This window comes from Bifidobacterium sp. UTCIF-38, from assembly GCF_006454495.1.
Lineage (GTDB): Bacteria > Actinomycetota > Actinomycetes > Actinomycetales > Bifidobacteriaceae > Bifidobacterium > Bifidobacterium callitrichos.
The window spans coordinates 113641-126211 of record NZ_JFAL01000002.1 but is presented as its reverse complement, the minus strand read 5'-3'; the positions used below and the strand labels follow the sequence as shown (position 1 = coordinate 126211).

General features: G+C 59.7%; 12 protein-coding genes. 6 read left to right on the top strand and 6 right to left on the bottom strand.

The features are described from left to right. Positions 1 to 39: 39 nt before the first annotated feature. From BW11_RS11720 to BW11_RS01125, 3 genes are all read right to left on the bottom strand, one after another. On the bottom strand, positions 40 to 174 hold the full coding sequence (locus BW11_RS11720) for a hypothetical protein (protein ID WP_258184427.1): 135 nt from the start codon (positions 172 to 174) through the stop codon (positions 40 to 42). A gap of 677 nt (positions 175 to 851) precedes the next feature. Beyond that, positions 852 to 1802, bottom strand: coding sequence for a cation diffusion facilitator family transporter (locus tag BW11_RS01130; RefSeq protein ID WP_043165309.1), 951 nt, complete (start codon positions 1800 to 1802; stop codon positions 852 to 854). Between the two features lie 230 nt (positions 1803 to 2032). Then, positions 2033 to 2431: a hypothetical protein gene (locus BW11_RS01125; protein WP_140444378.1), complete on the bottom strand. Its 399-nt coding sequence runs from the start codon at positions 2429 to 2431 to the stop codon at positions 2033 to 2035. Between the two features lie 783 nt (positions 2432 to 3214). On the opposite strand from BW11_RS01125, the gene BW11_RS01120 reads away from it, so the two are divergent. Together BW11_RS01120 and BW11_RS01115 are read left to right on the top strand one after the other, a co-directional pair. After that, positions 3215 to 3916, top strand: a complete 702-nt coding sequence (locus tag BW11_RS01120; protein ID WP_081887226.1) for a response regulator transcription factor — start codon at positions 3215 to 3217, stop codon at positions 3914 to 3916. Between the two features lie 12 nt (positions 3917 to 3928). Continuing rightward, complete coding sequence (locus tag BW11_RS01115; protein ID WP_140444377.1) at positions 3929 to 5128, top strand: hypothetical protein; 1200 nt, start codon at positions 3929 to 3931, stop codon at positions 5126 to 5128. Positions 5129 to 5196: 68 nt separating this feature from the next. Here the strand turns inward: BW11_RS01115 and lexA are convergent, their stop codons facing one another. Continuing rightward, the gene (lexA, locus tag BW11_RS01110) at positions 5197 to 6000 is read right to left on the bottom strand and encodes a transcriptional repressor LexA (protein WP_043165300.1); all 804 of its coding nucleotides are present in this window, start codon (positions 5998 to 6000) and stop codon (positions 5197 to 5199) included. 175 nt (positions 6001 to 6175) lie between these two features. Between lexA and BW11_RS01105 the strand changes: the two genes are divergently transcribed. Together BW11_RS01105 and nrdR are read left to right on the top strand one after the other, a co-directional pair. Further along, positions 6176 to 6445 (top strand): LysM peptidoglycan-binding domain-containing protein, encoded by a 270-nt coding sequence (locus BW11_RS01105; protein ID WP_052119082.1) that lies wholly within the window; start codon positions 6176 to 6178, stop codon positions 6443 to 6445. A gap of 106 nt (positions 6446 to 6551) precedes the next feature. Continuing rightward, positions 6552 to 6995 carry a transcriptional regulator NrdR gene (gene nrdR, locus BW11_RS01100; RefSeq protein WP_043165476.1) on the top strand — a complete coding sequence of 148 codons (444 nt, stop codon included), beginning with the start codon at positions 6552 to 6554 and terminating at the stop codon, positions 6993 to 6995. A gap of 100 nt (positions 6996 to 7095) precedes the next feature. Here the strand turns inward: nrdR and serA are convergent, their stop codons facing one another. Continuing rightward, entirely contained in the window at positions 7096 to 8295 is a 1200-nt protein-coding gene (gene serA / locus BW11_RS01095; RefSeq protein WP_043165299.1) for a phosphoglycerate dehydrogenase, read from the bottom strand. A gap of 10 nt (positions 8296 to 8305) precedes the next feature. After that, the gene (locus BW11_RS01090; protein ID WP_043165298.1) at positions 8306 to 10585 is read right to left on the bottom strand and encodes an AAA family ATPase; all 2280 of its coding nucleotides are present in this window, start codon (positions 10583 to 10585) and stop codon (positions 8306 to 8308) included. 339 nt (positions 10586 to 10924) lie between these two features. On the opposite strand from BW11_RS01090, the gene mraZ reads away from it, so the two are divergent. Together mraZ and rsmH are read left to right on the top strand one after the other, a co-directional pair. After that, the gene (gene mraZ / locus BW11_RS01085; RefSeq protein ID WP_181162446.1) at positions 10925 to 11410 is read left to right on the top strand and encodes a division/cell wall cluster transcriptional repressor MraZ; all 486 of its coding nucleotides are present in this window, start codon (positions 10925 to 10927) and stop codon (positions 11408 to 11410) included. Between the two features lie 95 nt (positions 11411 to 11505). After that, positions 11506 to 12570 (top strand): 16S rRNA (cytosine(1402)-N(4))-methyltransferase RsmH, encoded by a 1065-nt coding sequence (rsmH, locus tag BW11_RS01080; RefSeq protein ID WP_140444444.1) that lies wholly within the window; start codon positions 11506 to 11508, stop codon positions 12568 to 12570. Position 12571 lies beyond the last annotated feature (1 nt).

Sequence of the window (12571 nt, the reverse complement as noted above, 5' to 3'; positions counted from 1 at the left end):
CGCGTGGTTATTCACACGTGCGCCGGTGATGGGCTGTGATTACGGTGGCCTCCAACCTTGCCCTGCTTGGTTGGAGGCCACCGCTTTTTTCTTCTTTCCCCTCTTCCTTCTTTTCTTTTTCTCTTCCTTTTTCTTTGCTTCTTGGTCTGTTCCTTTCTCCCTTTTCCTCTTCATCTTCCTTATAATCGGATGTCGGTGTGGGGGTCTGTGTCGGTAGTGCGTAGCTGGTCTTGGTCGCCTAGCCGTGAATAGGCGGGAAGGGGCTTTGCGATGAACTTGCCGACCGGGATAATCATCCCAGCCGGACGGCTTGGAGCTGGACGCTCGGACTAGAAAGCTTGATTGGCGTATCGATCGGCGCCTGCGTCTCGTACCTGTTGTCACAACGCGATCATTTCGACCGAATCGGCGCGATATGGCGGAATCCGCTGTCACAAGTGTTTGAAAACGGAATTCCGGGCACGTTGTGGCAATGCGCGTTCGAGGTGTCGTGATGCGATTTGCAAGGAATGGCGGAATTTCAAGGATTCTGCAATTAAGAGGCTCGTCACAACGTCTGTATTGCGTGGATTTTGCCGTGTTGTGGCAGTGCCCGTTGCCACAAGTGTTCGAAAGAACAAAATCGCCTGTGATGTGACAGGAATCGCTGCCACAGGATCGCGAAAGTGCGGTTCCGGTTGTGTTGTGGAAGAGCAGAGGGGCACAACAGCGTGGAATCGGCTCGTCATGCGAATCGTGGCAGAAACACCACGGCATCGACCAGACAGACACCTAGGCATCGGGCTGAAGTGGCCTGATTTTTATCTGTACCCTCCCTCGATCTTTCGCATGTACTCTTGCTTGCGTGTCTGTCACTTCTCCGATGGGTGCATCTGATCGTCGGAGGGGGAGCGGTAGCCCTCCGGCTCCAACTGGAACGTGGTATGGGGCACCGATACGGGGAAGTGCTCGCGCAGGCAGTCCTGCAACTGCTCGAGGATATCCGCGGCCTGCTCCATCGTCAGGCCCTTCTCGACGACGATATGCGCCATGAGGATCGGCATGCCGGTCGAAACCGTGCTCGCATGCAGATCATGCACGGCCACTACATGGGGCACATGCTCCAGATGCTCGCGCACTGCGTCCAGATCCAATCCCTCCGGGGTCTCCTCGAGCAGCACGCGCACCGCATTGCGCAGCAGCGCGATCGCGCGCGGGATCATCATCAGGGCGATCACGCCGCCTGCCACCGCGTCGAACCCATCCCAGCCCGTCGACATCATCACCAATGCGGACAACACCACCGCCACCGAGCCGAGGGCGTCGTTCATCACCTCCAGAAACGCGGCACGCATGTTCATGTTGTCGCCGCGCTGCGAGGCGAGGATGAAGATCGACGCTACGTTCGCCGCCAGACCGAGGATGCCGACGAACAGCAGCAGATCGATGTCCTCGATGCCGGCCTCGGAGCCGCCGAACAGGCGCATGCCCGCTTCCACGAGAGCGTAGATGCCAACGATCAATAGTACGATCGCACCGGCTGCGGCCGTTAGCACCTCGAGGCGCGCCCAGCCCCACGTACGGTGATTGTTGGGCTTGCGGCGCATCAGAATTGCTGTCACCGTAGAGGCGATGAGCACCGACATGTCGGTGAGCATGTGACCGGCGTCCACCAGCAGCGCCAGCGATCCGGTCAGCAGTGAGCTGACCACTTCGATGACGAACACCGAGGCGGTGACGGCCAGCGTCGCCGTCAGCCGATGCTGATGCTCCTTGGATCCGTTCGATCCCCTCTCCGCGAGCGGTGCGTGCGTATGTGCCATGGTCGTAATCCTCGTTTCCTTCGTGCCTTCTCGGTATTCGCGGAATGAGACCGCTTCTCAATACCATTCCCGTTTTGCTTGAGAAACGCGGAAACCCCGGCTGTTGCCGGGGTCTCCTGTTGCTGGGCGTTCAGTGTATCACAGCTTGCGCAGAACCGTCACGACCCTGCCCATGATCGTGGCCGGGATCGGCTAAAGGTGAAGACAGGTTCTGTGACTGACGATGTCCGTTAACGGGAATCGTCGCCGGAGCTCCGCCATGCCGCCATACCTAATGCCACTATTGAAGCAAGGTTCAATCCATCGCTGATCCAATCGATGATTGTTTCATTGAGAGGGCCGATCTGAATGATGGGGGCATACCGCATGCCCATGGACAGCCATGCGAGTGTGCAGATCGCAGTGGTAAGTGCGACGAATGATTTCGGGTACCCATGTGACAGTCGGATGAATGCTGGAATGGCAAGCCCGAGCATGCACCACAGCGCAAACCAGGTATGCGTTCCCAATGGTAATGCCATTTGATCCGCGATGCTCATTTGCCCGGTTGTGTGCACACCAAGATTCAGTACGACGACATAGGCGATATAACCAACCCAAACAAATAACCAACGGATCATATCCATCATCTCCAACTATCGTCTTGTCACTGTGAATGATGCCATATACTGGCTACAGAAGTAATACCCGTGCCACTGAACTGGCTGTGCATAATGATTCCGCGTCCAGGACGAGCTGCCATTTTGGCGTCGGCTATTGTGGCTGAGCTATACAGTTTAGCAACGGTGCCAAGCCAACCTGGTATATAATTCCCAACATTTCCTTTCTCTAGTCCTGAGATATACTGCTTTGTTTTCTCGCTATCCATCCAGAATTCATGTAATCCGTACCAATGGTGTACTTCCTTATTAATCCCTTTTGCTTTCGAGAGAACATAAGTAGTCAGCGAAGTTGAAGTTACTGAATAATCTTAAGTATTTAGTATTGATCCTGTTTTGATTGCGGTATTCATGTAATTAATTTGGTTTGAAACAAACTCTACAGCAGAATTGGAATAACCGTTCGAGAGAGCAGAGTTGGAATCAAAGCACAGCTTGTTATTGGAAATAGAAATGTAATAATCGAGTCCGTACATTTCTTTCGGAATCTGCTCAGATGAATTTGATTCATTTGCATGCGATTGTTGCACTACAGAAATAGGCAAAAGCAGAGTGGATATAATAGTAAATACTATGCACATAATATTCCATCGCTTGATATTCATAATGTACTCTTTTCTTAAGAATTATAAGATGTATTCGCATCTATGCGAATAATTGACATTATGTCATGGTATGTATGCCGATGCAACTAGGATTCAAGAAAAACTGGAACGAACGTGATGTTGTCAGTTTTAGGTGTAATATAGTATTATGAAAGTAGCTATGGCGGAAGACCGGGGATCGCGGCGATTGCGTATCGGCATATTGGACAATGATGTCTGCGCATTAATGATGATAGATATGCTCATCCGGCATCGTAAGCCGGATATGGAGGTGATCTGGAAGGAGACCAAGCCTCAGCGGCTTATGGAACACATCACATATGATGCTCTGCAGCCCGACGTGGTGATACTCGATCTTGTGCTTAACGGCATATCCGGTGTGGACGTATGTAGAGAGCTACGCAGACGATCGTCGACCATTCGCCTCATCGGCGTCACCGCCTATCCACTCGAACAGTATCGTGCGCGCCTTGTTGATGCGGGTGCGCAGGCTCTGGTAAGTAAGGACTCCGTTGGCTCGGCCATGTTCGTTGATGTATTGCGTGGATCGAATCAACATGGCTTTCGAGATGAGGTTGCGGACATTGTTCAGGATGGAAGTCAGGAGTTCATGACGCCTCGTGATGCGTACGAGCATGTGCGCGGCGAAGTAGATGTCCGGGGCATTTCACAACGCGAGATCGGTATATTGTCGATGTACGCCCGCGGTATGACCACGAAGGAGATAGCAAAGTCTCTGCATATCTCCGTTGGAACAGTGCAGTCGCATACAAGTCATGCAGCACGCAAGCTCGGCGTTCGGCAACGTTTCGAAGCGATACGTATCTGCCAACAACAGCACCTTATCTGAAATGGCGGTTCCATGTTTGGCATTATCAAAGATGATGTAGCAAATCTGTTGTCTCGCTATCATCGTGGATATCCATGGACGTATATGCCATCCGCGATCTGTATTCTTCTCTGTTGTATTGCACTTCCACTAATGGAAATCAACTATTCAATTGCGCAATCATCATTATTGATCGTTTCGTGTACCGCATTGTTGATCGTCAATATATATCCGTATGTAGGTAGTTGGATGATTCTGCTTTGCTGGGTCATAGGAGTATTCCCGGGGGCCGACATTATTTTACCAAACAGTTATTTCATCTCCTGTATGTTTGCAGTCGCAGTGTTGGGTTACTGTAATATCGAGCAGGGGATAGCTGGAACCATTGTCATAGGAATCATTTCATTCATGACTCGAGTAGTATCTGGATCGTTGAACACATTTGAAATGGATCTGGTTGTCGGCACGTCTCACACACTGCCGAATATGTTGTTTCTCTATCTGTTGTTTCCCGTATCGGCCTTACTGCTTTCCATGCTTGTAGGATATGTCATGCGGCAGGAACAGGACAAGGCGTTGATGCGGCAACGTTTGCGAGAATGTCGAACTAGAGATGCTGTCACCGAAAAGCTGCATGACCATATCGCCAATGACATCACGGATGCAGTACTCATTCTCAGGCATCATATGCAGATATCACCTTCCGATAATGCTGAACTCAGCAATGCGCTGCAATCAATGATGCATGCCAACATCGGCGTTCGTCAGCTCATCAACCAGCTCAATGAGGGGACTGCGGATGGGTTCGATCTGAATGATGAGAAGCGATTGCCGCAATCCGTGTTGCCTGATCGATTGCGGCAAATCGGGGATCGGCAGAGGCAACGGTTGACGGCGATGGGCTTCAATGGGAGCATACTGCTTCCCGATACGAGTGATCATGAGGATACGCCGGAGGTCGTGGCTTTACTGACTGGTCTCATGCGGGAATCATTGGGTAACATAGCTAGTCACGCAGATCCGAGGTTCGATTATGTGTTCAGCATCGAGACCTTGCCACGTCAGTACATCATGAGAGTCACCGACGTCCCGTTGAAACGGATGAGTGATGATATGCATCATATGCATTCCGGTTTGGGGCGATATGGGGAGAGGCTCCATCGGTATGGCGGTTCAATGCGGGTATCACAGGATGCTGGACGCTGGTCTATGGAAGCTGTCATTAAGCGATAAGTTGGCGTGCTGCCCTACAGAAAACCCCGGCCAGTGCCGGGGTTTTCTGCTGCGGGGCGTCTGCTATATCACAGCTTGCGCAGAACCGTCACGACCCTGCCCATGATCGTGGCCTGCGTGCCGTCGATGGGGGCGTAAGCGGGATTGTGCGGCATCAGCCACAGATGGCCATGCTCCTTGCGATAGGTCTTCACCGTCGCCTCGCCGTCCAGCAGGGCGGCGACGATATCGCCGTTGACGGCGTCGTTCTGCTCGCGCACCACGACGAAATCGCCGTCGCAGATGGCGGCGTCGATCATCGAATCGCCATGCACCTCCAGCATGAACAGTCTTCCGCCCGAACCGGTCAGACGCTCGGGCAGGCGCATCACATCCTCCACATGCTGTTCGGCGGTGATTGGCACGCCCGCGGCGATGCGGCCCACAAGCGGGACGTCACGGGAATCCGACGACTCCTCGTCCGTCTCCTGCCCAAGCGTGGTGGGGAACCGGTAGACGATGGCGCTGGAACGTCGTTCCCCGCCGTCATTGGCCTCGATGTCCGCGGCCGTACGGGACGGTTGGATGGGGATATGCTGATCGGTGGATGACGCCGTCTCGGCGTCGGGCGTACGCAGGATCTCGATGGCGCGTCCCTTGTTCGCATTGAGGCGGATATAGCCCTTCTGCGCCAGCACCTGCAGCTGGTGCTTGACCGAGGAGGGGCTCTTGAGGCCGCAGGCCTCTCCGATGTCTCTGAAGGAGGGAGCGAAGCCGCACTCGTTCTGGTACGTAGTGATCGCCTCGAGGATGCGACGCTGACGGTCGGTAAGCGGTTTTGCCGTCTCGGTCTGGCCGTCGGCGATGCCCGGGTTGAACGGGATGGTGCTCATGGGCTCTCCTTTCGAATATGTGATAAGCATAACGTGAATTGTTCATTTCATCAAACATTTGTTCGACACGGCGGGTTGCGCCGTTCGAACATTCATGCCACAATTAGTACATCCGTTCGTTAGAACAAGTGTTCGAGAGGGTGTGGTGACCATGGAACGAATCCTGTCAAGGATCATGGCGCTGCTGCTGGTTGTGCTCGTGGCAGTGGCCGCATTGAGTGCGTTCAGTCCGTCGATGGCCGATTCGGCGGCGGGGCCCATGGAGGTGGAGAGCTATACCGTGCAACCCGGTCAGACGCTGTGGACCTATGCGCAGATGGTTACGCCCGAAGGCGGTGACGTCAACCAATCGGTGGAGGAGCTGGTGGAGCTCAACCATCTGGAAGGCACGTCGCTTGAGGTGGGTCAGCGTATCCTCGTGCCTGTGGAGGAACCGGATGACTAGACGAGGGGGGTCCCTGCGGCGTCCGCCGGTGGTTTTTCGAATGATTGGTCATGCGAAACCCCGTGGGAATGGCAATTTCCGTGATTGGCACGGTATGGTGGAGTTCATGCATTGCCCTTACTGTCATCATGCCGAAACCAAGGTTGTGGAAACTCGTGTCAGCGAGGACGGCTACTCCATCCGTCGTCGCCGCATGTGCCTGTACTGCAACAAGCGGTTCACCACGCTGGAAACCACTACGTTGCTGGTGGAGAAGCGCTCCGGGAGTCTGGAGCCGTTCAACCGTGACAAGGTCATCTCGGGTGTGCGTAAGGCATGCCAGGGAAGGCCGGTCAAGGAGAACGATCTGAAGATGCTCGGCCAGCGCGTCGAGGAGGATCTGCGCTCCACCGGTCAGGCTCAGGTCACCTCCGACGAGGTCGGCAAGGCGATTCTCAAGCCGCTGCGAGACCTCGACGAGGTCGCCTACCTGCGGTTCGCCAGCGTCTACCAGAATTTCGAGAACCTCGACGACTTCCAGTCGGCGATCGACGAGCTGAAGCACGCATAAGACGTAGAAAGCCATACGAAAGGGGCTGTGACTCCCAGCGGGGGAGTCACAGCCCCTTTCACGCCCTGGCGTGCAGATGCGTCAGAGCCATACACCGCCGTCAGGAGATCACGCGCATGCGGATCGTGCCCTCGATGGCGCGCAGCGCTTCAAGCGTCTTCGACGACGGCTTCTGGGAGACATCGGTCACCACATAGCCGAGTTCGCCCTCGGTGCCGAGGGACTGGGCGGCGATGTTGATGTTCTCCTCGCCGAGCACGTGGTTCACGCGGGCGAGCACGCCCGGCAGGTTCGCGTGCAGGTGCGCGATGCGTGTCACGCCGCGGTTGGGACCGAGATTGATCTGCGGCAGGTTCACCGACAGCGAGGTCGAGCCCTTCTCCCAATAGTCCTCCAGACGCTGGGAGACGAAGTGGCCGATCGACTTCTGCGCCTCCAGCGTCGAACCGCCGATGTGCGGGGTGAGGATCATGTTGTCCTCGTCCGCCAGAGAGGTGATGAACGGATCGCCGTTCTTCTTCGGCTCGACGGGGAACACGTCCACGGCCGCGCCGGAGAGGTGACCGGAGTCGAGGTGCTGCTTGAGGGCGTCGAGGTCCGCGACGAAGCCACGCGAGGCGTTGATGAAGATCGCGTCCTGCTTCATATGCGCGAACTGATCCTCGCCGAAGAAACCGGTGTTTGACTTGCGGCCGTCCACGTGCAGCGTGACCGCATCGGACTGCTCCAGCAGCTCGTTGAGCGTGGCGCAGCGGCGGGCATTGCCCATCGCCAGCTTCTCCTCGAGGTCGTAGAACAGCACGCGCATGCCCAAGGCCTCGGCCAGCACGCTCAGCTGGGAGCCGATGTTGCCGTAGCCGATGATGCCGAGGGTCTTGCCGCGCACCTCATGCGAACCGGAGGCGGACTTGTCCCACAGACCGTGCTTGAGATGATGCGTGTGCGCCGGGATGCGGCGCATCAGGCAGATGATGTCGCAGATCACCAGCTCCACCACCGAACGGGTGTTGGAGTACGGCGCGTTGAACACGGCGATGCCCTGACGGCCGGCGAAGTCGAGGTCCACCTGGTTCGTGCCGATGCAGAAGCATCCGACCGCGGACAGCGTCGGACGCGCTTCGAGCACGCGTCTGGTGACGCTTGTCTTCGAACGGACGCCGACGATGTCGACGCCGTCAAGTGCGTCGATGAGCTCGTCCTCGCTCAGCGCGCCCTTCGCCGTGACGACCTCGAAACCGTGGTCGCGCAGCGACTGGGCCGCGTCGGGATGAATGTTTTCCAGTAACAGTGCTTTAGGCATGTTTCCCACCTTAGAGTTCCAGGTCCTTTTCGTCCATTGAGGTCCGAACGATGGCCAGACGCTGTGTCGGTCGGGTCATCGCCACATACAGATCGGCCGCGGCGACCAGTCGGCTCGGCGACTCCTGATCGATCAGGCTTGGCTCGACGAGCACCACCGCGTCGTATTCGAGGCCCTTGACCTCCTCGGTGCCGCTCACCGTCACCTGGCGGTCCCACGGCTCCTGATCGGCGATGCGCGCGGCCTCGTCGGCGCCGAGCGCATCCGCAAGCGCGGCCGCGACGGCCGGACGCAGCGTATCCACCAGCGACTCCGGGGCGATCATCGCCACACGTCCGGATCCGTCCTTGGCGACGAACCGCCTTGCGAGATCCGCGGCCTCCCGCGCGGCCGCCGCCACCAGTTCGCCGCGATCCGGCACCACGGTGCGCGTGACCGCGTCGGCGATACGGCGCACCGCATGCACGGTGGAGATGTACAGGCCCTGCGCCTCGGCGAACCGTCCGGCCAGATCGGAGACCTCCTGCGGGTTGCGGTAGTCGATGGTCAGCTCGTTGAGATCCCAATTGCCGCGGCCGAACAGGCGGTTCATCGTCTTGGGCCAGGAGCGCGTGCCGCCGAGGGCGCTGGTCTGCGCCACATCGCCCACGATGGTGAACGAGCGCGAGGGGCAGCGCCGCATCAGCATGCGCCAGTCCATCGCGGTGAGCTCCTGCGCCTCGTCGACGACGATGTGCCCGTACACCCATTCGCGGTCGCGGCCGGCGCGCTGCGCGGTCAGCTCCACGTCGTCGCCGTTGATCTGGTCGACGAGCATCTGCGAGGTGACCAGCCCGTTGCCGATGCCGTTCTGGGCGAGCGTATCCTGCGCGAACTGCAGGGCCTCCTTCGCGCGAGCCTCGTCGCGCTTGCGACGCGCGGCCACCTTCGGGTCGTCTCCGAGCAGTTCAAGCGCCTCGTCGAGCAGCGGCACGTCGGAGCGGGTCAGCGGCGAGCCCTTCGGGCGCACCAGTTCGGCCACGTCCTCGTCGGACAGCCACGGGGCGAACCGGCGCAGCTTGTCCGGCTTGGAGAACATGTCGTCGATCAGCCACGGGCCGGTCATCGGCAGCCATGCGAGGTTCAGCGCCACACGCACCTTGTCGTTCATGCGCAGCAGGGAGACGGCGCGGTTGATCTCGTCCTGGTCGGGCGTGTAGTCGAGCTGCTCCTCGTAGCGCACGCGCATCGCGGAGATCATCGATTTGACGAAGGTCTCGCGCGCCTTGTTGTGCGGCTGGCGGGTGCGGCGTGCCTCGGCCTGCGCCTGTTCGATGTCGGCGGCCAGCATCGGCACCGGGATGCCGCTGATCTGCACGACGGGCAGGTCGGCGGGCACGCGCTCGCGGGAGGAGACGGCGTTGCGGATGGCGTTGGCCATGCGGTGGTCACCCTTGAGCTGGGCTGCGCGCGGGGTGTCGAACGTCGTGGCGTGCACGCCGGGGATGAGGTCCGCGATGGTGCGGGAGACCACGCCGGTCTCGCCCAGCGAGGGGAGCACCTGGTCGATGTAGTGTAGGAACGCCGAGCTCGGGCCGACCACGAGCACGCCGGAGCGTTCCAGCGTGCGCCGGTGCGTGTAGAGCAGATATGCGGCGCGATGCAGCGCCACGGCGGTCTTGCCGGTGCCGGGGCCTCCCTGCACCACCACGGCGCGGCCCATCTGCGAGCGGATGATGTGGTCCTGCTCGGCCTGGATTGTGGCGACGATGTCGGTCATCTTGCCGGTGCGCCTGGAGCTGAGCGAGGCCAGCAGTGCGCCCTCGCCGGTGAGCGTGCCGGATTTGGACGCCTCGCCGACCTGATCGGAGTGCACGTCGAGCACCTCGTCCTCGACGGCGACCACCTCTCGGAAGCTCAGGGTGATGTGGCGGCGCATCACGATGTCGCCGTGATGCGAGGGGGTGGCCTCGTAGAAGGGGCGGGCGGCGTCCGCCCTCCAATCGGTGAGGATGGGCTTGTGGGACTTGTCGGTCAGCCCTATGCGCCCGATGTAGCGGCGGCCTCCGGCCGAATCGTCGAGCCTGCCGAACACCAGACGATCCTCCACCGAGCGCAGCTGGGTGAGGCGGTCCTCGTACATCGTGGCGAAGGAGTCGCGCTCGGTGCGCTGCGTGGGGGAGCCGTGGGCGCCGGCGGCGCGCACGGCGTCGAGGCGTTCCCTGGCTTCGGCGCGCAATGCGTCAAGACGGTCGTATGCGCGTGTCACCGCGCGCTGTTCCTCCTCAAGTTGCGAGGCGTAACTCGACATGCTTGTACCGTTTCCCTTTTGTCTGAACGAAAAATTCAAGGTATCCCAATCTACTCCTTCCCCCGAACGATCGGACTGCATGATCCGACGTGGAAGATGAACTTCGGTTGAATTCGCCGTTCGGGTCGGGGCCCCGTGAAAAAGCGCGGAAAGTGTGATCGGGTGGGGAAAAATGGGGAGTCGTGGGGTAAAGTGGGGAATCAGTGTGGCGTGGTGTGTCCGAAGTGAAACGGCAAGGAGGTGGGGCGATTGACCGGCGAAAACGCGAACGGCATGGCATTCGACCCCGCCCAAGGCGGTTCGGACCAGTCAGCACAGTCCACGCAGTCGATGGGCGGCATGCCGATGGGCGGGGTCGCCGGAGTGATGGCCGATCTGGGCATGCCCGCTCTGATGCTTGGCACCTACACACCGAAGATCGACGCCAAGGGGCGCATGGCCCTGCCCGCCAAGATGCGTGGCCAGCTCGGACAGGGACTGGTCATGGCCCGCGGTCAGGAGCGCTGCGTCTACCTGCTGCCGGTGGCCGAGTTCCGGCGCATCGCGATGCAGATCCAGCGCGTCTCGGTGGGCAACAAGGCGGCGCGCGAATACCTGCGCGTGTTCCTCTCCGGAGCGGTGGACCAGACGCCGGACAAGCAGGGGCGCGTGCTGGTGCCGCAGATGCTGCGCGACTACGCGCATCTGGGGGACGACATCGTGGTGATCGGCGTGGGCACCCGCGCCGAGATCTGGAACCGCGCCACGTGGGAGTCCTATCTGGCCGAGAAGGAGCAGGACTACGCGAACATCGCGGATGACGTGCTGCCGGAGGTGGAGTTCTGATGACCGGCATGGACGCGAACGACGCGAATGCGGAGCCGCGAGAACCGCGCGAACCGAATGGACCAACGAAGACGAACGAACGGAAAGACGACGATATGACCGAGACGCAGGAGCGAGATCTGGCGGCGATCCACCGTCCCGTGCTGCTGGAGGACTGCGTGCGACTCGTCACCGGCGGCCTGAAGGCCACTGCCGGGCGTGACGGGCGCGACGCGCATCCCACGATCGTGGACTGCACGCTGGGACTCGCCGGACACGCCACGGCATTCCTCAAGGCCGTGCCCGAGGCCCGACTGGTCGGCATCGACCGCGATGCCGAGGCGTTGGGACTGGCCGCCGAGCGCATGCGGCGAGAGGGACTGGCCGACCGGTTCATCCCCGTGCACGCCGCCTTCGACGAATTCACCGAGGCGCTCGACGAGCACGGCATCGGCCGCGTGGACGCCGCGTTCATGGATCTGGGTCTGTCGAGCCTGCAGATCGACGAGACCGATCGAGGCTTCTCCTATTCGCACGATGCGCCGCTCGACATGCGCATGGACGTCAGCCAGCCGCTGACCGCCGAACGGGTGCTCGCCGAATACGACGAACGCAGCCTGACGCGCATCTTCAGGACCTACGGCGAGGAGAAGTTCTCCCGCCAGATCGCGCACGAGATCGTCATGCGCCGTACCGAGAGCCCCTTGACCACCTCAGCCGAGCTCAACGCGCTTGTGGACGAGGTCGTCCCCAAGGCGCACCGGCCAGCGGGCAACCCCGCCAAGCGCGTGTTCCAGGCGCTGCGCATCGAGGTCAACGGCGAACTGGACAAGCTCGCCCGCACCCTGCCGCAGATCGCACTGCGACTGCGCGGCCACGGGCGCATCGTCGTCGAGTCCTACCACTCGCTGGAGGACAAGACCGTCAAGACGTTCATGAACGACGGGCTCGTCGCCGACGTGCCGCCGAACATGCCGGTGGTGCCTCCCGAGGCGCGGCCGTTCTTCAGGGAGCTCACGCGCGGGGCGATCAAGGCCGATGAGGAGGAGATCGCCTCGAACCCGCGATCGGCGTCCGTACGCCTGCGCGCGGTGGAGCTCGTCAGACCGATACCACGCCGTTTCATCGAACGGTACGAGACAGCAAGCACATCCGACCGCCAGTATGGGGAGAGGAACTAGA

Excerpts from the sequence above, each read along its gene's own strand:
- BW11_RS11720 (WP_258184427.1), bottom strand. The coding sequence starts at position 174 with ATGAAGAGGAAAAGGGAGAAAGGAACAGACCAAGAAGCAAAGAAAAAG.
- BW11_RS01130 (WP_043165309.1), bottom strand. The coding sequence starts at position 1,802 with ATGGCACATACGCACGCACCGCTCGCGGAGAGGGGATCGAACGGATCC.
- BW11_RS01125 (WP_140444378.1), bottom strand. The coding sequence starts at position 2,431 with ATGATGGATATGATCCGTTGGTTATTTGTTTGGGTTGGTTATATCGCC.
- BW11_RS01120 (WP_081887226.1), top strand. The coding sequence starts at position 3,215 with ATGAAAGTAGCTATGGCGGAAGACCGGGGATCGCGGCGATTGCGTATC.
- BW11_RS01115 (WP_140444377.1), top strand. The coding sequence starts at position 3,929 with ATGTTTGGCATTATCAAAGATGATGTAGCAAATCTGTTGTCTCGCTAT.
- lexA (WP_043165300.1), bottom strand. The coding sequence starts at position 6,000 with ATGAGCACCATCCCGTTCAACCCGGGCATCGCCGACGGCCAGACCGAG.
- BW11_RS01105 (WP_052119082.1), top strand. The coding sequence starts at position 6,176 with ATGGCGCTGCTGCTGGTTGTGCTCGTGGCAGTGGCCGCATTGAGTGCG.
- nrdR (WP_043165476.1), top strand. The coding sequence starts at position 6,552 with ATGCATTGCCCTTACTGTCATCATGCCGAAACCAAGGTTGTGGAAACT.
- serA (WP_043165299.1), bottom strand. The coding sequence starts at position 8,295 with ATGCCTAAAGCACTGTTACTGGAAAACATTCATCCCGACGCGGCCCAG.
- BW11_RS01090 (WP_043165298.1), bottom strand. The coding sequence starts at position 10,585 with ATGTCGAGTTACGCCTCGCAACTTGAGGAGGAACAGCGCGCGGTGACA.
- mraZ (WP_181162446.1), top strand. The coding sequence starts at position 10,925 with ATGCCGATGGGCGGGGTCGCCGGAGTGATGGCCGATCTGGGCATGCCC.
- rsmH (WP_140444444.1), top strand. The coding sequence starts at position 11,506 with ATGACCGAGACGCAGGAGCGAGATCTGGCGGCGATCCACCGTCCCGTG.